The following is an 18550-nucleotide window of genomic DNA, read 5'->3' on the forward strand; positions in this document are numbered from 1 at the left end:
CACGCTGCGGATCCTAGATGCTCTAGTCACTAGAGGAGCAAGCCCCAATGTCCGGCCCGTCGTCCGAAAATTTTCCCGACCTCCTGCCCATCGGCGCGGCGGCGCGCTTAAGCGGGGTGAAGGTGCCCACCATCCGCTTCTATGAGGAGATCGGCCTGATGCCGGCGCTGCCGCGCACCGAGGGCAACCGCCGCCTCTACAGCGCCACCCACCTGCAGCGGCTGGCCTTCATCCGCCATGCGCGCGAGCTGGGCTTTGACATCGAGGCTATCCGCACCCTGCTGACGCTGCAGGACCGGCCCGAGCAGTCGTGCGCGGCGGCGGACGAGATCGCCAGCGCGCGGCTGATCGAGGTGCGCAGCCGCATCGCCGCGCTCAGGGCGCTGGAGGCGGAGCTTCAACGCATGGTCGACGGCTGCGCCCACGGCCACGTGGCACAGTGCAGGGTGATCGAGACGCTTTCCGATCACGGACAATGTCAATTTCATAACGGCCAGGGCGAAAACCTTGGGATCGGCCGAAATTCAAGCGATCTCCCAAGCTTTTCGGGTACGCTGACGCAGCGCTTCTGAAAGACTTGACACATCGCGGCTCTTGGGGTCTCTCATGGTCCATGCTTCGCGTCTTGGCAAAAGTCCTCATGTCGATCACCGGTCCGGCGTTCCGCCGCGCCGTGTCGGTCGTCGTGGTGGCATGCCTTGTGGCCGGGCCGTTCGCAAGCGCACTGGCAGCGCATCACATCTTTGATGTGGACGGCGCTCTGGGAGAGTTGGCTGGGACCTCAGTTACGCTGACGGGCGTCGGTGTGTCGAGCACCGACCTGTCGCCCGTCGAGGCATCCGTTGCGGACCCCTCCCTCGCCGCTACGGATGCCAAGGTGTTCGGCGCCGCGCATGACCCGGCCCAGCCCCAGCCTGCCTCGGACCATGACTGCCATGGCTGCTCCATGGTGGTGCCATATACTCCGGCAGCAAGCGAGGCCCTGCGTCTGCCATCCACGTCGGAGGTAGCGCCCACGCGCCTGAGCGCCGGCCGCTCCGTTCCCGCAGACATCCGCCCCCCGCGCGCCTGATCCGACTTCTGCTCGCGCGCTGACGCCCCGCGTCGGCGATCCGCCATCAGACTTTGGATCAGATCATGTCGCCTCGTGCCCTCGCGCTTGCGCTTGGGGCAGCGCTCGCGCTGCTTCACGCGTCGCAGACGCGCGCCGAAACCGCCCGTCCGCTGACCCTCACAAGCGCCCTCGCCAGCGCCCTTGCCGCCAATCCGCGCCTCACGGCGGCGGAACGCGACATCGGCATCGCAGCCGGCCGCAATACCCAGGCCGGGGCCCTGCCCAACCCCAACCTCTCCCTAGAGGTGGACAATGCGGCGGGCTCGGGCTCCTACCAGGGGCTGGACCTTGCCGAGCAGACGATCCAGATCAGCCAACTGGTAGAGCTGGGCGGCAAGCGCGAGGCGCGGCTGGCGGCCGCCGGCGCCGGGGTCGGCGTGGCGCGCTGGGAGCGGGAGGCGATCCGCCTGCAGGTGCTGGCGGATACCGCCGCCGCCTTCGCCGCCGTGCTCGGGGCGCAGCAGCGCGCCCAGATTCTTGAGACGCAGGTGGCGGCGATCCAGCGGCTCGCTCCCTTGCTGCAGAACCGCGTCCAGGCCGGCGCTTCCTCCCCGGCCGAGATTTCCCGCGCCCGTGTCGCCGCCGATTTCGCCCGGGTGGAGCTGGACCGAGCCCGCGCTGCGCTCGGCACCGCGCGGCGGGAACTCGCGCTGCTCATGGGCCTTCAGGAGGCAAGGTTCGGGCGGGCGACCGGCAACCTGCTGAAGGTCAGCGCCCCCCCGCCACTGCCGGGGCTTGTCAAGCAGGCGCTGGGCAATCCGCAGCTCACCCGCTTCACCGCCCTGCGCGCCCAGCGGCAGGCGGACCTGCGCTCGGCACAGGCCAAGTCGGTGCCGGACGTGACCCTGGGGGTCGGCTACCGGCATTACAACGAGACCGCTGACAGCGGCATGCGCTTCTCATTGTCCATGCCGATCCCCCTGTTCGACCGCAATGACGGCGGCATCGCCGAGGCGAACGAACAGATGCTGCGGGCCGAAGCGGAGGAAGCCATCGCCCGCAATGCCCTCATCTCCCAGCTTGGCCGGGCCCATGACGGGATGAGGGCGGCCTTCGACGAAATAGCGCTATTGCGCGGCAGCACCATTCCAGGCGCGCGGACTGCCTTCGAGGGGGTAGAGACCGGCTATTCCGAAGGCCGCTACACGCTCCTGGAACTGCTTGACGCCCAGTCCACCCTCACCGACGCCGCCCTGCGCGAGCTCGATGCGCTGGTTTCGTTCCACACCGCACTCGCCACCCTCGAAGGGCTGACGGGTCGGCCGGTGAATCTCAACAAAGGAAAAGCCAAATGAGCCGCACGGCGCGACGCGACGTGGCGATGCTCCTCATCGGCCTGCTGGCCGGCGCGGGGGCGCTGTACGCATTCCAGGACCGCAACGCTCCCGTTTCGGGCAGCCTAGCCGCTGAGCGCGGACATGGTGCGGAGGGTGGGCATGGAGAAGAGGGAGGCGGACATGCCGAGGGCGGGGTGGAACTGGACGACACCAGGCTTGCTGCTGCCGGCATCGGCCTGGAGACGGCCAGCCCCGGGACGCTTCGCCAGAAGCTACGCCTCAATGGCTTGGTCCAGCCCAATCAGGAAAACGTGGTCCAGGTAACCCCGCGCTTTCCCGGCATCGTCCGGGAGATCCGCAAGCGGATCGGCGACAAGGTGGCCAAGGGCGACGTTCTCGCGGTCGTCGAAAGCAACCAGAGCCTCACCACCTACGACATGAAGGCGCCGATCTCCGGCACGGTGGTGGACCGGCAAGTCGGGCTTGGCGAATACGCCTCCGAACAGAAGCCGGCTTTCGTGGTGGCCGACCTTTCGACTCTATGGGTGGATCTCTCCGTCTATCGCCGCGATTTTCCACGGGTGCGTGCCGGCGACACCGTCGCCATCGATCCGGAGGACGGTGGGCAGGTCATCGACGGCCGAGTGGCTTATGTCTCGCCCATCGGATCAGCCGACACCCAGACCGCGCTGGCGCGGGCGGTCATTCCCAACGACGGCATGCGGCTGCGGCCCGGCCTGTTCGCCGTGGGCACCATCACCCTGACTGAGAAGCCGGTGGATCTCGCGGTCCGAACCAGCGCGCTTCAGACCATCGACAACCGCACCGTCGTGTTCGTGCGCGACGGTGACGCGTTCGCCCCCCGCGATGTGGAGATCGGTGATCGCGATGCGGAATGGGCCGAGGTGCTGTTCGGGCTCATGCCCGGTGATGTCTACGCCGCGCGAAACAGCTTCGTGGTGAAGGCGGAACTCGCCAAAGGGAGCGCTAGCCATGAGCACTGAGGCGTCCCCCGGCGCGATGGACGACGGCCTGCGGCTCGTCACTGCCTTCATTCATCCTCATCTTGAAGGGCGCGTGGTGCGAGCCCTGCACGAGCTACCTGAATTCCCGGGATTTACCTTCACCGAAGCGCGCGGCCAAGGTCGCGGCCGCGGTGCCGGCGGCACCTATGTGGCGAGCGAATACGACCTCACCTACCAGCGCCATCTCCAGTTGCAGATCGTCTGCCGTGCCGGCGTCGTGGAGGCAGTGATCTCGACCCTCACGCGCGCTGGGTGGACCGGACACCGCGGTGACGGAGTGGTTTTCGTTACGCCGGTGGAGCGCTTCGCCCGCATCCGTGAGGCAGGCAAAGCTCAGGCTCAGGAGGGGGCGCGATGATCGACGCCATCCTCGCCTTCTCCATCCGCCAGCGTTGGCTGGTGGTCATGTTCTGCCTCGCCATCGGCGCCTTCGGGGCCTGGAACTTCACGCGCCTCCCCATCGACGCGGTGCCCGACATCACCAACGTGCAGGTGCAGATCAACACCTCGGCGCCCGGCTTCTCGCCGCTGGAGACCGAGCAGCGCATCACCTTTCCCATCGAGACCTCCATGGGCGGCCTGCCCGGCCTGCAATACACCCGCTCGCTGTCCCGCTATGGCCTCAGCCAGGTGACGGTCGTGTTCCGCGATGGCACCGACATCTACTTCGCCCGCCAGTTGGTGAACGAGCGCATCCAGCAGGCGAAGGACCAGCTTCCGCTGGGGGTGGAGACCGCCATGGGGCCGGTGTCCACGGGCCTTGGCGAGATCTACATGTACACGGTGGAGGCCAGGGACGGGGCGAAGAAGCCTGACGGCCAGCCCTTCAGCCCCACCGACCTACGCACCATCCAGGACTGGATCATCAAGCCGCAGTTGCGCACCGTGCCGGGGGTGGTGGAGGTGAACACCATCGGAGGTTTCGAGCGGCAGTTCCATGTGCTGCCCGATCCGGCGCGGTTGATGGCCAATCGCATTTCGTTCCGCGAGGTGATGACGGCGCTGGCCGCCAACAACGCCAACGTGGGCGCCGGCTATATCGAGCGCAACGGCGAGCAGTATCTGGTGCGCACGCCGGGCCAGGTGGCGGACGCCGCCGAGATCCGCGAGATCGTCATCGGCAGCCGGGGCGGCACGCCGCTGCGGATAGGCGATATTGCCGAGGTGCGCGAGGGGCGTGAGCTGCGCACCGGCGCGGCGACCCTGAACGGAGAAGAGGTGGTGCTGGGCACCACCATGCTCCTCATCGGCGAGAACAGTCGCACCGTGGCCCAGCGTGTCGCCGCGCGATTGGAGGAGATTTCCCGCTCGCTGCCTGAAGGCGTCATCGCCCGTGCCGTCTACGACCGCTCACACCTGGTGGAAGCCACCATCGCCACGGTGGAGAAGAACCTTCTGGAAGGCGCGCTGCTGGTGGTGGTGGTGCTGTTCGTGCTGCTCGGCAATTTCCGCGCGGCGCTGGTGACGGCCTTCGTCATTCCGCTCGCCATGCTCTTCACCATCACCGGCATGGTGGAGAACCGTGTCAGCGCCAACCTCATGAGCCTTGGTGCCATCGACTTCGGCATCATCATCGACGGGGCGGTCATCATCGTCGAGAACTGCCTACGCCTGCTGGCGGAAGAGCAGCATCGGCGCGGCCGGCTCCTGACCCGCGCCGAGCGGTTCGAGACCATCCTCGCCGGCTCCAAGGAGGTGATCCGGCCGAGCCTGTTCGGCACCATGATCATTGCCGTGGTCTACCTGCCGGTGCTCACCCTAACGGGGGTGGAGGGCAAGATGTTCACGCCCATGGCCATCACCGTCCTGATGGCGCTGGCCGGCGCGGCTCTGTTCTCCATGACCTTCATCCCGGCGGCCATCGCGCTGCTGGTAACGGGCAAGGTCTCCGAGCACGAGAACGTCATCATGCGCGGGGCGCGGCGCTTCTATACGCCGTTGCTCGATGCCGCCATCAACTACCGCGCCGTGGTGGCGGTGGCCGCGGCCGGCCTCGTGGTTGCGAGTGGCCTTGCCGCCTCCCGCATGGGCGGCGAGTTCATTCCGAGCCTCGACGAGGGCGATGCGGCGATCCAGGCGCTCAGGGTGCCGGGCACCAGCCTTACCCAGTCGCTGGAGATGCAGCAGGCGCTGGAGAAGAGCCTGCTGAAGGTGCCGGAAGTGAAGGAGGTGTTCGCCCGCACCGGTACGGCGGAAGTTGCCACCGACCCAATGCCGCCCTCCATCTCCGACGGTTACGTGATGCTGAAGCCACGCGCCGAATGGCCGGACCCCGGCAAGTCCAAGAGCGCGGTGATGACCGACATCGAGAAGGCGGCGGAGGGCGTGGCGGGGAGTAATTACGAACTCTCCCAGCCGATCCAGCTGCGCTTCAACGAGCTGATCTCCGGCATCCGCAGCGATGTGGGCGTCAAGATCTTCGGCGACGACCTCGACATGCTGCTGCAGGTGGCCGGGCAGGTGCAGAGCGTGCTCCAGGCGGTGCCGGGCGCCGCCGACGTGAAGACCGAGCAGGTCTCCGGCCTGCCGATGCTGACGGTCGCCCTCAATAGAGCGGCCATGGCCCGTTACGGGGTAAGCGTCGCCGACGTGCAGGAGCTGGTGGAGATCGCGGTGGGCGGCCGCGAGGCCGGCGCCCTGTTCGAGGGCGATCGCCGCTTCGACATCGTGGTGCGCCTGCCGGAGGAATTGCGCACCGACATCGAGGCCCTGCGCGCGCTGCCGGTGCCGCTTCCCCCTGCGGCGAGCGATGAGGCCAAGCCAGTCCAGGCCGCTTGGGTCCCGGGATCTGGCGGGCAGATCCGCTACGTGCCGCTGTCCGCCATCGCCAACCTCACGGTCTCCCCTGGCCCGAACCAGATCAGCCGGGAGAACGGCAAAAGGCGCATCGTGGTGAGCGCCAACGTGCGCGACCGCGACCTCGGCTCCTTCGTCACCGACGCCCAGCGCCAGGTGGCAGATAAGGTGAAGCTGCCCGAAGGCTACTGGATCGGCTGGGGCGGCCAGTTCGAACAGCTGGTTTCGGCCACACAGCGCCTTGCCATCGTGGTGCCCATCGCGCTGTTGCTCATCTTCCTGCTGCTGTTCATGAGCTTCGGCTCGGTAGCGGATGCGCTGCTGGTGTTCTCCGGCGTGCCGCTGGCGCTCACGGGGGGCATCGCGGCGCTAATCTTGCGCGACCTGCCGCTCTCCATCAGCGCCGGCATCGGCTTCATCGCGCTCTCGGGCGTGGCGGTGCTGAACGGCCTCGTCATTATCGCCTTCATCCAGCGCCTGCGGGCGGAAGGGCGGGACGTGGTGACGGCGGTGCGCGACGGCGCCCTGACACGCCTGCGCCCGGTGCTGATGACGGCGCTGGTCGCTTCGCTCGGCTTCGTGCCAATGGCCATCGCCACCGGCCCGGGCGCGGAGGTGCAGCGCCCGCTCGCCACCGTGGTCATCGGCGGCATCATCTCCTCCACCATCCTGACCTTGCTCGTGCTGCCAGCGCTCTACGTGCTGTTCCGGCGCGAGACCAGGCCAGCGGCCTCCCCCGAGGCGCAGGCCGAAGCCCCATCCCCCTAGCCCCAAAATCGGAGAAAGACCCGTGCTTAAGAGCCTGATCGTCGCTTTCAGCCTGCTTGCCGCTGGGCCCGCCCTCGCCCAGCATGCCCATGGTGCGCAGAAGGGTCCCAATGGCGGCCCCTTGGAAGACGTCGCCGGCGTCCATGCCGAACTTGTCGTCTCGGGCGAGACCTTGACCTTCCACGTAGTCGATGAGGCAGGCAAGCCGGTCGATACCGCCGGCTTTACCGGTTCTGCCATGCTGGCCTCCGGCGCCGATCGCAAGACTATCCAGCTTACCGCAGGCGGTCAGACCCTGGCCGGCAAGGCGCCATCAACCATCGTCAAGGGCACGGCGGTCACGCTGCTCATTAAAACCCCGGCCGGCAAGTCCGGTCAGGCCAAGTTCACCACCCCATAAGGAAGTGTGTCATGAAAAGTACTGTGTGGAACTACGTTGCCCGCGGCACCTTGTGCGTGCTCGTGTTCGGCATCGCGTCGCCGGCACTGGCACTCGATCCGCGACCGAAGACATATCGTGAGAAGCAGAGGCACGATTTTCGAGACGTCCAACTCGGGGTTACTCACCCGTTGCCCCATGGTCGCAGCACATCTATCCGTTCCGGCCAGACGCGCGATGTTCCGTCCGAGCAACGCACTATGGAATCCAGCCGGTGAATTCAATATTCGGTCGTTTCGATCAAGAGGGAGAGGCGGTGTGAGAGGCTTTATCCGAAGCATTTTGCTAAGTCTCATGCTGATCGTAGTCTTGTGTATTCCGGGGTATTCCTGGAACGCGAGCGCGATGTCATTAGAAGCGAGCGCATTTACGGATGAAAACCACCATCAGAGTGACGAAGACACCCGCAATCCGGCCTGCGCTGCGGTGCGGTGCGAGTGCCACGCTTGCCCGCACGTCTCCCCCTTCGATGAAGGTGCGTCGTCGGGGCCCCCAGAGTGGAGAGTGTGCGGGCAATGGGCGAACGAGACCCGTAGTGGTGTCGGCCTAGGCGTAGAAATCCCCCCTCCTCGCTACGCGAATGTTGAAAACAAATGAAATAAATCAAGTTTAATTCGACATTCGAGGTTAAATCATGAAGATTTATGTCCTTGCTCTTAGTTTCATCCTCCCTCCGCTTACGGCTTTCGCAGAGCCGTATCCGTCGACGCTCGGCGTGGAGGAGCAAGAGCGACATGAATTCCTTGACGTGCAGCAGGAAAGTTATCCCGGCGGCCGTCTTTCTGGGACAACGAGCGGCTCGCCTAAGGTGCAGATGAGCCGCCCTCAGGCGCCTACCCCAGGGACCTTCATTCCCTCGCCCTCGCCGTGGCTTAACGATCGCGCGGTGCGCTAAGCCGAGTCATTAAGAAGGAAGAGGGACGAATATTCGCCCCTCTTCATCCATCTAAATTCCAATTTTTGGAGGTAAAATCATGAATAAGGCGATTTTTACAGCGTGCATTTGCATCGCGTTAAATAGCATTTGCATCGGAGCGGCTTTCGCCGCGGGCACGCAATTCACCCCATTTTATCTGCCTGCGCAAACTTCACAAACGTCGGCAATAGGCTGTGAACATTCAAATGTCGGAGAGCATAAATTGTTTTGTGCAAAGAATAAATCTTCATGTTACGACAAAAATAGGTCTTTCAGGCCGCACGAGCTTACTCATTGCAAAATTCAATATGATCAATGCATGCGAGCTTGGGACTAACGCAATGATACAAATAGTGAAAGAAAAATTATCTATATGTGCATTTTTCGCATGTATTTATATGTTATGTATCGATATCAGATCCGCTAATGGAAACGAAATATTGGAAACAATATTGACTAGATCGTTTTTTATACAGAATATTACAATATATTGCTCTCAGTTTATACCAGATGTAACCGAGAGGTCGTCAGGAAAATATGGTGATATATCTCGATTGACCTATCATATACGCCAAGAGGTGGTTGGTGAGTTGCCCGCTGACCAATCGATCTTTGTAGTCCGCCGTTCAGCTGACATGGCGCGAGCGGGTGCGCTGCAGGCAATTCGGCAACTTTATGAATTCGACCGAGATCGTGAGCAAGCACGTATCGTAGAGTGGTGCGAACAGTCCGCGGCACTCGAGATTGCCGAATACGTCCGTGACCATGATGGAAGACACGATGAATTCGTTGCAATCATTGCTGCAGCCAAGAAGGGCGGCGATAGATCCAAGTCAGAATTAAAACCCTAAGGTGTCTTTATTGTCAGATGTCGGGTTGGGCGATGCTGGTGAATCTGGGGAGCTTACAAAGATGATCGAGAAGCTTCGACTGGACATTCCAATCCTTCTGCCAAACGTGCCCGACGCTGTAGACTCCTGTGTGAGTCGGCTCGTTTCGGAGCTTCAGGAGCGCGCGGGCATTGAGTATGTGCACGTCGCTGGCGGCGAGTCGGCGCAGCTCTGCCTCCACTATGACCCGACGGTAATCGGCTTACCTCGCATCCGGGAACTTGCCCAAAGCGTTGGCGCGCAGATTACCGAGCGGTTCGGTCACGCGATTTGGCAGGTGGAAGGGATCACCCATGAACGGCGTGCGCGCACCGTTGCCGAGAAACTGCGTAAGCTTTCCGGGGTATTGGAGGCCGAAGCCAGTGCATCTGGTCTCGTACGCGTCGAATTCGACCGCGAGGCGGTAACAGAGCAGGAAATCCGAAACGCCCTCGTTCAAATGGGGGCTATCGCCGCGAGGGATGCGGCCGCGCTACGGCTGGATAGGCTGCCCTCTCACGCTTGATATGATCATCGGTCAGTCATGTTTACGCATGCCAGGTCAGAACATAAGGACGGAAAAGGGGAGCACGATCATGCCCATGGCAGGATCCTCGGACCGAACACTGAGCTAATCTTCTCTCTTGCCTGCGGCGCGCTGCTCGTCGTCGGTTTTGCCATCGAGAAGCTATTACCGGCCGCACCCGGCTGGCTGCCTATCGTGTGTTTCGTTGGAGCATATTTCTTTGGCGGCTTCTACACGGTCCGCGAAGCGATAGACAATCTGCGCCTGCGCAGGTTCGAGATCGATACGCTGATGCTGGTAGCGGCTGCGGGCGCGGCTTCGCTTGGCGCATGGGCGGAAGGCGCGCTGCTGCTCTTCCTGTTCAGCCTAGGCCACGCATTGGAACACTATGCCATGGGCCGCGCCAAGCAGGCGATCGGGGCCCTGGCCAAGCTCGCTCCACGCACGGCCACGGTGCGCCGCGCTGATGGCACCTTGGAGGTTCCCGTGGAGGAACTTGTGATCGGCGACGTGGTGCTGGTCCGCCCTAACGAGCGTCTACCTGCCGACGGCTTCCTGGTGAAGGGCTCCTCCGCCATCGATCAGGCTCCTGTCACCGGCGAGAGTATCCCGGTGGACAAGCGCCCGGTTGACGACGTTGCTGAGGCACGGGCGCGGCCCGACACGGTTGGCTCTGCCTCGCGGGTCTTTGCGGGAACAATCAACGGTGCCGGCGCCATTGAGGTGGAGGCGACGCGCTTGTCGAGCGACACGGCGCTGGCAAAGGTCGTGAAAATGGTGAGCGAGGCGGAAACGCAGAAATCACCGACCCAGCGGTTCACTGAGACGTTCGAACGTATCTTCGTGCCCGTGGTACTGGCGCTCGCGATCCTCCTTCTGTTCGCCTGGGTGGTGGTGGACGAGCCATTCAGCTCAAGCTTCTATCGCGCCATGGCGGTACTGGTCGCCGCAAGCCCGTGCGCTTTAGCCATCGCTACACCGAGCGCGGTGTTGTCAGGCGTCGCGCGAGCGGCACGTGGCGGCGTGCTGGTGAAGGGCGGCGCGCCACTGGAGAATCTGGGCTCGCTGAGCGCTATCGCATTCGACAAGACGGGAACGCTGACGGAGGGCAAACCGCGTATCACCGACGTCTTGCCGGCCGACGGGGTTCCGGAACATGAGCTCCTCTCAGTAGCGGTTGCGGTAGAGGCGCTCAGCGATCACCCGCTAGCCGCCGCAATCGTTCGCGACGGGCGAGCCCGGCTGGGAGGACGAGAAATAGAGGAGGCGACTGAACTCAAAAGCCTCACCGGGCGAGGCGTGGTCGCTACATTTGCCGGGCAGCCGGTCTGGCTCGGGAAGGCCGAGATGTTTGGGCAAGACGGCATTACCCAGCTGAATCCAGCTGTGAAGGCGTCGATCGCGAAGCTGCGGGACGCCGGGCGCACTACGATGGCTGTGCGGATTGGTGAGCGAGATCTCGGAGCCATCGGCCTTATGGACACTCCGCGGGCTGCCGCTCGCGACGCGCTCAAGCGGCTGCGCGATCTTGGCATCACTCGGATGCTCATGATCTCGGGCGATCACCAGAAGGTGGCCGACGCCATCGCCAAAGATTTAGGACTAGACGAAGCTTGGGGCGACCTGCTCCCCGAGGACAAAGTTGCGGCGATTCAAAAGCTGAGGAAGGAAGCCAAGGTTGCGATGGTCGGCGATGGGGTCAATGATGCGCCGGCCATGGCGAACGCCACGGTCGGCATCGCTATGGGAGCCGCGGGTTCCGATGTGGCGCTAGAGACCGCAGACGTCGCACTCATGGCGGATGACCTGCGACATTTGCCGTTCGCGGTCGGACTAAGCCGCCGCACGCGCTTCATCATCCTTCAGAACGTGTTCATAAGCTTGGGTGTGGTGGCGTTGCTGGTTCCGGCGACGATATTTGGCCTCGGCATCGGCCCGGCCGTGGCGGCGCACGAGGGGTCCACGCTGGTGGTAGTGTTCAATGCACTACGTTTGCTTGGCTACCGCGATGGGCAGGCATGACGTGATAGTGAATGTAGAATCGCAACCTATCAAAAACAGCTCGGTGCGGGAATATGACATGAAGAAAACGTCAATTGCAATATTTGCTTGGATTATAATTTGTGTGTCTTTTACAGACTCTGCCTTTTCAGAGGTTGAACAGTCAACTAATTCTACTATTTCCGATTTGAGAGGGCAAGCCGTTAGTCATTTGAAGTTTATGTATGGTATGTATTTCGCGATTAGGGGATGTTTAGAAGCATATAATGATCAATCTGAACCTAATTTCAAGCCGACAGTTACTTTATCCGAGGCGCAGCAGGTTCTGCGTGCGGCGGATGCTGCTGCTAGATCAGTCGGCATCGATGTTGACAAGGCATGGCTTGAAATGAGCTCCATTGGACAAGCAGCGGGAGAAGCGCTTAAAATTAAGACAGACGATAATTTTAAAAAATGTCAACAAAGTGGAATGTTTTTCCGCACAGTTACATCTCGCCTTCAGATGACAATTCGTAAATTAGATGGAAATATTCCTATAATAAGAAAGGATTTTTGATATGTATAATTCTTCATAAATAACATAAATTTATCTGATTTGTTGAAATATATAGCTAATTTTAGTGATAACAAATTCGACTTGGCGCAGCAGATGGCACAAATCACGGTTCCTAAATTGTCATTCCTATGTCGTTTATATTATCAAAAATTATACTATCAATTTCTATCTAACATTTCATAAGTGTGGCATGAAATTTGAGGCGGGCGATGTGAATCCAGCTTAATGGTGACAATTCCGTCGCTTGGAATAGCGGAAGAAGGTCGTTGGGCGCGAACAGACAACGAGCTTACTTAGAAGGAGACTTTCATTAGCATGGTTTGGTCTAAATCATCTATTTTATGAAATGGCCGCGCCCTCTCTCGATCTAATCTCTAATGTCCAAGTTACTGATGGTAAAATATCTCAAAAATATGATGTATTATGTAAAAGTTATGCATTAATGTACGTTATAATCCGACGATATAATTTTAATATTTCGCATACTTGCACATAAAATACAAACATTTGATGCGTAATATTTGTGATATCATGTAATTCATACTGAATTATATGCCGTTATTGAAATGGAGAACGTTTCCAATGTCGAATAACAGTACGGAAATTGAAATCCGCTACCTCAGGTATTTAATCGCTGCTTCCGAATATGGAAGCTTTCGGAAGGCAGCAGCGGCACTCGGTGTGCAGGAGTCCTCCGTTAGTCGGCGGATCCGGGACATCGAGGATCAGGTCGGGGCCTCCCTGTTCTTGCGACACCCCGGGGGGATCAACCTGACCATAGCCGGACAACGCTTCCTGCATCGGGTCCGCCATGCGTTGGACCACATTCGCGACGCGGCGGCGGAGGTGGCCGCCATTGGTCGTGCCGAGGACGGATACGTCAAAGTGGGACTATTTTCTTCACTTTCATCGGGTTTTTTGTCGGACTTATTTCGAGAATATGACGCAAAATATGGATCTGTTCATATCGATTTCGTCGACGGCGAAGCACACGATCACATCAACTCCATTCGGAAATTTCAGCTTGATATTGCTTTTGTCATCGGATTGGGCGATTGGCCGGAATGCGATACAACTTATCTTTGGTCGGAACAGGTTCTTGTGGCATTGCCCGAAGGCCATCCGCTTTCCACCGAGGACGCGTTGACATGGCGAGATCTCAGTTCTGAAAAAATTCTTATCCGAGACACTGCGGCTGGGATGAGAATCCAAGACTATGTCATTCGCAAAATCCGGGAAGTCGAATGCGAGCCCCGTGTCGAGGCTCAGCGGGTTGGGCGATATAAGCTTCTCAATCTCGTCGCGTCCGGCCGCGGAATAACGTTGGTCATAGAATCCGAAAATTTGGTCAAGGTCCCCGGCGTTATCTATCGTTCTCTGCGCGGCGAGGTGCTCCAGTTCTATGCTGCATGGTCGCCGAAAAACGACAATCCCGCGTTTCGGACATTGCTCAGCCTTGCTCGATCGATGGCTCGCTCTTCAGCACCCCAGACGTCATCCCCCGTGCAGGATCTGGATGGGGTGCTTGCCGAGCCTTCGCGAAAACGCGATCTGTCGCGATGAAGCGCTCCAGCATGGGCGCGATCAGCCTGACGGGATCGGTGATCGGATTCCCCGTCTCGCCACCCAGCACCTGCGCATAGGCGACAAGATCGCGGTGCAGCTTCGCTGGCAGTTCCACGGTCACCTTCACCGGCTTGTCGTCGAGGATCTCGCTGAGCTTCAGCTTCGGCATTTCAACCTCCATAGGATTCAAGAACGAGGTCGCGCGTGACGATGATCCGCACCGGGAATCCCGGCCGGATCGTGAGGGTCGGCGCAATGTTGAGCTGGCGCTGGACGAGCTGCCGGCCGGTCTGGCTGATGCTGTCGGATGCGCCTTCCCGCAAAGCACTCACGAGGTCGCTATCGCTGCCGGACGTTCCTGCGCTCGCCCCGACGCTGAGGATGGTCGAGAGCACCGCCGCCTTGAACAGCTCGCCCCAATGGTAGTCGATGCCATCCTCAAGGCCAGCGTAGCCTTCCGCGTCGGCTCCGGTCTGGCGCTCCAGCACGATGGACCGGCCATTGGGGAAGATCAGGCGGTTCCAGACGAGGAGCACCCGGCGCTGCCCGAAGCCGACGCCATTGTCATACTGGCCAATGATGCGGGTGCCCTGGGGGATCAGGAGGATCCGCCCGGTCGGGCTATCGTGGACATTCTCGGTCACCTGGGCGGTGATCTGGCCCGGCAGGTCCGAGCGGATGCCGGTGATCAGCGCCGCGGGGATGACGGCGCCGGCCTGCAGGATGTTGGCGGAGGCAGGAGCCGCCACGCGGTCGGGCGACACGGTGCGCCGGTCCACGGCCTGGCTCAGGAAGGCAAGCTGGCGCTCCTGGGCCGTCGGCGTCGCCGCCTGCGGCGCAAGGCCGAGGCTGGTGAGATCGGCGGCCGGCGCCGCTGACGCTGAAGTGACTCCCGCCTGCTGGGTCACCGCCGGGCTTGCCGACCGGGTATTGGTCTGAGCGAACAGCCGTCCGGTCCGGGCGTCTTCGCTTTCCCGCTGCTGGCGTTGCTCCTCGGGGCTCAAGGCGGGATTTGGCATGCCTCCCATTGTCGGCACCGTCGGCTGCACTGCCGTCTGCGCATTGAGGATCGGCCGGCCGAGGTCGCCGGGCAGCGGAGGCCCGAGCTTGGGGATGCCGGTGTAATCCTTGGGTAGGCCGGCGAGCCCGTCCGGCGTCGCCTTGACGTCGGTGGCGTAGAGTTCCTGGCCGTGTCCGTGGTCCTTTCGCGCTTGCAGGGCGTAGATCAGCGCCCCGCCGATCCCAAGGCCGGCAACGAGCCCCAGCCCGGCTAATACCTTTCGGGACAGGCGGGTCACCCGCGGCGGTTCCGGCCGCAGCCGCATGGCCGACACAGTCTCCCCCGTCAGTGGCCGAGCGCCGTCATCACCGCTCAGCTCCGGCCCTGTCTCCTTCCCGGGTTCGATGCCGCTCATAGGACCGGCCTCCCGTCGGTGCGGGAGATGCGCACGCGCTTCTGGTCCTTGTCGGCGCCGAAGCGCAGCTCGGCGGCTGCGAAGAGCCGGTCCACGATCATGTAGGTGCCGCGCACGCGATAGTTCACGAGTTCGGAGGTGTCGCCTTGCGGCCCGACCACGAACAGCGGCGGCATCTCGCCATGGGCGATCCCGCGGGGAAACTCGATGAAGACCTGCTGCCCATCATCGAAGGCGCGCAGCGGCCGCCACGGTGCCCGGTCGCCGCTCACCTCGTAGCGGAAGTTCACCTTTGCCAGGTCGATGCCCGTGGCGACGGGCTGCACCGCCTGCGCTTCCGCGTTCTGGCGCCTGAGGGCGATGAGCTGGTCTTGGGGATATTGCCAGGAGACCGAGGCCATGTAGGTCTTCTCGGTGGAGCGCAGCTCCATGTGGTAGGTGCGCAAATTGGTGTTGATGACGAGGTTGGTGGTGAGGTCCGGCCGTGTCGGTTTCACCAGGATGTGGACTTGCTTTGCCCCGCCCGCCCCGCTCTCGGTGTCGCCGATGATCCAGCGCACCGTGTCGCCGGCAGCGACCGGCCCCGTGCCCACCAGTTGCTCGCCGGGTTGCAGGGCGACGTCGGTGATCTGACCGGGCGAAGCGTAGACCTGATAGAGCGCGCCATCCACGAAGGGATAGACCTGCATGGAGTTGATGAAGCCGTTGCGCACCGGCTGAACGCGCGCGGCAGCATTGGCCTGGTTCACTCGGGCCGTCGGGTCCGCGGACTCGGGCTCGGCCTTGCCGTCCTTGCCCACCGGCTTCAGCTGGCCGGGCAGCGGCAAGGGCTTCGGCAGCTCAACGATGCGCACCGGCCCCGGCGGCTCAGCCTTGAAGACGGCGGGCGGGGCATCGTCATATTCGATCTCCGGGGGCTTCTCGAAGGTGGCGCAGCCCGCCAGGGCCGATGTGCAAAGCAGGAGAAGCGGCAAGCCGGACTTCCGGAAAGACGGAAAGGAGAGGACGCGGAAAGCCGGCCTCCCGGATGTGCGGATGGCAGGCATCATTGTGCGAGTTCCTTCGACCAGTTGATGGCGTTGACGTAGATCCCCAGCGGATTGGCCCGGAGCCGATCCGCATCCCGCGGCGCCTGCACCGCGACGGTGAGGATGGCGCTCCAGCGGGAGGTGTCGGCGAGGCTGCCGTCCTGGAAGCGGCGCTCGGTCCAGGCGATGCGGAAGGAGTCCGGCGAGGCCCGGATCACGCTGGAGACCTCCACCGCCACCTGCTGCTTGCCGACCCGGGCGAAAGGATCATTGGCGCGGGCATAGTCGTTGAGGGCGATTGCTCCGGCCAGGGTCGTGTAGGCGTAGGCCCTGAGCCAGTTCTGGCGGACGATCACGGGATCGGCAGAGATGCTGCGGACCTCTTCAATGAAGCGGGCGAGGTGGAAGGCGATCTGGGGATCGGAGGGGCGATAGTCCGAGGCGGCCGGCGCGACCGCCTGCGCCTGACCGAGCTTGTCCACCTGAACCACCCACGGAACCACCGAGCCGCTCAGGGCCTGCCACGCCAGGGCGCAGGAGAGGCCGGCCGACAGGGCGAGGCAGCCGAAGGCCATGAGGCGCCAGTTCTTCGCCTGGACCCGGGCCGAGCCGATGCGGTCATCCCAGACCTGGGCCGCGCGCTGATACGGCGTCTCAGGCTCGGGGGAGCGGCCGTAATGGACCGACGGGCGCTTGAAGGGGGTCATGGGCGATCGCTTTCGGAGAGGGAGATGGACGACCCGCCGCCATGGCTGTCGCCGGATCGGACGGCATGGGTCGCGGTCTGGATGCCGTGGGCGACCTGCTGGGAGCGGCGCATGCGCCGGGCCCAATCGGGGGCATCGCCGGAGGAGGCCGGGTTGCTCGACGGGGCTGGGCCGGAGCTGCTGGCCGCCGCTTCGCCTGATGTGTCGACCGAGCGCTGCAGAGGAGAGGTGGCCGCCGCTGCCCCGGCGCGTGCGACACCACCAAGCCCACCCGCGACGCCGGACATGCCCGACTGGCCAGCAGCACCGGCGCTGTAGGCAGATGCTGCACCGCCTGCGAGACCCGCTCCGGCGCGAGCGGCGGCCGCTGTTCCGGAGATCGCGGCCCCGGCTCCGCGCGCAGCAAGGCCTGCCGCGCCGGAGCCCGCGAGCGCCATGCCGCCGGCGGCAAGGCCCGTCCCCACGGCGGCTCCGGCGCCGAGCTGTGGCGCGCCCGTGATCAGTCCCGTGGCGATTCCCGGCCCGAAGATGCCGAGCCCGAGGAGCGCGAGCGCTGCTAGCACAGCGGAGAGTGCCTGGCTGATGGTGGGCTGGGCATCGCCATAGGAGGTGGTGAACTGGGAGAAGAGCCCCGAGCCGATGCCGACGATGACCGCCAGCACCATCACCTTCACACCGGAGGCGACGATGTTGCCGAGCACCTTCTCGGCGAGGAAGGCGGTCTTGCCGAAGAAGGCGAAGGGGATGAGCACAAAGCCGGCGAGCGTCGTCAGCTTGAACTCGATGAGGGTGACGAAGAGCTGCACCGCCAGGATGAAGAAGGCGATCAGGATCAGGAGCCAGGAGACCAGCAGCACGGCGATCTGCACGGCGTTGACGAAGATCGCCACCGGCCCGGTGAGCTGGCTCGCGGCATCGAGCAATGGCTGGCCGGCGGTGAGCCCCACTTCCGCGAGGCGGCCCGGCCGCAGGAACTCCGCCGTGCTGATGGTCGACCCGCCGGCCTTGAGGCCGAGGCCGGCGAAGCTCTCGAACACGATCTTGGCGAGCGCGTTGAAGTTGCCGATGATCCAGGCGAAGAAGCCGATGGCGAGGGTCTTCCTCACCAGCCGGCGCATCACATCCTCGTCCGCGCCCCAGGCCCAGAACAGGCCAGCGAGGGTGATGTCGAGGGCGATGAGGATGGAGGAGAGACCCGTCACCTCGCCCTTGATCAGACCGAAGCCGGAATCAATGTAGCTGGTGAAGGCGTTGAGGAAGGTGTCGATGACGCCGACGTCGTTCATGGCGTCGATCCGTCCACGGGCTTGCCGAAGAAGCGACGGCGGTTCGCCTCCCAGAGCGCGGCGCAGCGCGGATCCACGGGATCGGCGGTCTCCAGCGTGGCGCAGCTCTTGAGGTCAGCCGAGGAGACGCTTCCCGCCTTCACGCCGGTTGAGACGACCGGCTCCGTCTGCCAGCCGGAAGCCATGGCCAGAGCTGAGATCACCGCGCCAACAAGGCCGGCGACGACGAGGGTTCTGAGCGCGGTGCCCTGATCCATGGTC

Annotated in this window: 16 protein-coding genes and 1 pseudogene; 11 read left to right on the top strand and 6 right to left on the bottom strand. The window is 62.8% G+C overall.

Going from position 1 to position 18550, the window contains the following annotated elements; translation table 11 throughout:
• Window positions 1-47 precede the first annotated feature (47 nt).
• The 11 genes and pseudogenes from V5F63_RS14355 to V5F63_RS14405 all read left to right on the top strand — a co-directional run bounded on the left by V5F63_RS14355 (window position 48) and on the right by V5F63_RS14405 (window position 13850).
• Complete coding sequence (locus V5F63_RS14355) at window positions 48-572, top strand: MerR family transcriptional regulator (protein ID WP_348841908.1); 525 nt, start codon at window positions 48-50, stop codon at window positions 570-572.
• A 68-nt stretch (window positions 573-640) separates the two neighbouring features.
• Entirely contained in the window at window positions 641-1072 is a 432-nt protein-coding gene (locus V5F63_RS14360; RefSeq protein ID WP_149577664.1) for a hypothetical protein, read from the top strand.
• Between the two features lie 65 nt (window positions 1073-1137).
• Window positions 1138-2409, top strand: a complete 1272-nt coding sequence (locus V5F63_RS14365; RefSeq protein WP_149577665.1) for a TolC family protein — start codon at window positions 1138-1140, stop codon at window positions 2407-2409.
• Entirely contained in the window at window positions 2406-3395 is a 990-nt protein-coding gene (ihpB, locus tag V5F63_RS14370; RefSeq protein WP_348841907.1) for a divalent metal ion exporter adaptor subunit IhpB, read from the top strand. Before V5F63_RS14365 ends, ihpB begins: the two co-directional genes overlap by 4 nt.
• The gene (locus V5F63_RS14375; RefSeq protein ID WP_149577667.1) at window positions 3385-3774 is read left to right on the top strand and encodes a P-II family nitrogen regulator; all 390 of its coding nucleotides are present in this window, start codon (window positions 3385-3387) and stop codon (window positions 3772-3774) included. The genes ihpB and V5F63_RS14375 overlap by 11 nt, the downstream gene beginning before the upstream one ends.
• Window positions 3771-6980: an efflux RND transporter permease subunit gene (locus V5F63_RS14380; RefSeq protein ID WP_149577668.1), complete on the top strand. Its 3210-nt coding sequence runs from the start codon at window positions 3771-3773 to the stop codon at window positions 6978-6980. Before V5F63_RS14375 ends, V5F63_RS14380 begins: the two co-directional genes overlap by 4 nt.
• A 22-nt stretch (window positions 6981-7002) precedes the next feature.
• A complete protein-coding gene (locus tag V5F63_RS14385) occupies window positions 7003-7380 on the top strand; it encodes a hypothetical protein (protein ID WP_149577669.1) in 378 nt (125 codons plus the stop codon).
• 1161 nt (window positions 7381-8541) lie between these two features.
• Complete coding sequence (locus V5F63_RS14390; RefSeq protein ID WP_348841906.1) at window positions 8542-9186, top strand: hypothetical protein; 645 nt, start codon at window positions 8542-8544, stop codon at window positions 9184-9186.
• A gap of 61 nt (window positions 9187-9247) precedes the next feature.
• A pseudogene (locus V5F63_RS14395) lies at window positions 9248-11752 on the top strand (heavy metal translocating P-type ATPase).
• A 58-nt stretch (window positions 11753-11810) separates the two neighbouring features.
• Entirely contained in the window at window positions 11811-12287 is a 477-nt protein-coding gene (locus tag V5F63_RS14400; protein WP_188079577.1) for a hypothetical protein, read from the top strand.
• A gap of 582 nt (window positions 12288-12869) precedes the next feature.
• Complete coding sequence (locus V5F63_RS14405) at window positions 12870-13850, top strand: LysR family transcriptional regulator (protein WP_149577671.1); 981 nt, start codon at window positions 12870-12872, stop codon at window positions 13848-13850.
• On the opposite strand, the gene V5F63_RS14410 is transcribed toward V5F63_RS14405, so the two are convergent.
• Genes V5F63_RS14410 through trbK-alt form a run of 6 tightly spaced genes read right to left on the bottom strand, consistent with a single transcriptional unit; the run spans window position 13738 to window position 18546 of the window.
• Entirely contained in the window at window positions 13738-14022 is a 285-nt protein-coding gene (locus tag V5F63_RS14410; protein ID WP_138397510.1) for a DUF2274 domain-containing protein, read from the bottom strand. The genes V5F63_RS14405 and V5F63_RS14410 overlap by 113 nt on opposite strands.
• Window position 14023: 1 nt before the next feature.
• Complete coding sequence (locus tag V5F63_RS14415) at window positions 14024-15268, bottom strand: TraB/TrbI/VirB10 family type IV secretion system protein (RefSeq protein WP_012115962.1); 1245 nt, start codon at window positions 15266-15268, stop codon at window positions 14024-14026.
• On the bottom strand, window positions 15265-16317 hold the full coding sequence (gene trbG / locus V5F63_RS14420) for a P-type conjugative transfer protein TrbG (protein WP_012115963.1): 1053 nt from the start codon (window positions 16315-16317) through the stop codon (window positions 15265-15267). Before trbG ends, V5F63_RS14415 begins: the two co-directional genes overlap by 4 nt.
• Complete coding sequence (gene trbF / locus V5F63_RS14425; RefSeq protein WP_012115964.1) at window positions 16314-17003, bottom strand: conjugal transfer protein TrbF; 690 nt, start codon at window positions 17001-17003, stop codon at window positions 16314-16316. Before trbF ends, trbG begins: the two co-directional genes overlap by 4 nt.
• Window positions 17000-18289, bottom strand: coding sequence for a P-type conjugative transfer protein TrbL (trbL, locus tag V5F63_RS14430; RefSeq protein ID WP_394004094.1), 1290 nt, complete (start codon window positions 18287-18289; stop codon window positions 17000-17002). Before trbL ends, trbF begins: the two co-directional genes overlap by 4 nt.
• Window positions 18286-18546: a putative entry exclusion protein TrbK-alt gene (gene trbK-alt / locus V5F63_RS14435; RefSeq protein WP_394004098.1), complete on the bottom strand. Its 261-nt coding sequence runs from the start codon at window positions 18544-18546 to the stop codon at window positions 18286-18288. The genes trbL and trbK-alt overlap by 4 nt, the downstream gene beginning before the upstream one ends.
• Window positions 18547-18550 lie beyond the last annotated feature (4 nt).

The sequence above is a fragment of the Xanthobacter wiegelii genome (assembly GCF_043193855.2).
Taxonomy (GTDB): domain Bacteria; phylum Pseudomonadota; class Alphaproteobacteria; order Rhizobiales; family Xanthobacteraceae; genus Xanthobacter; species Xanthobacter flavus_A.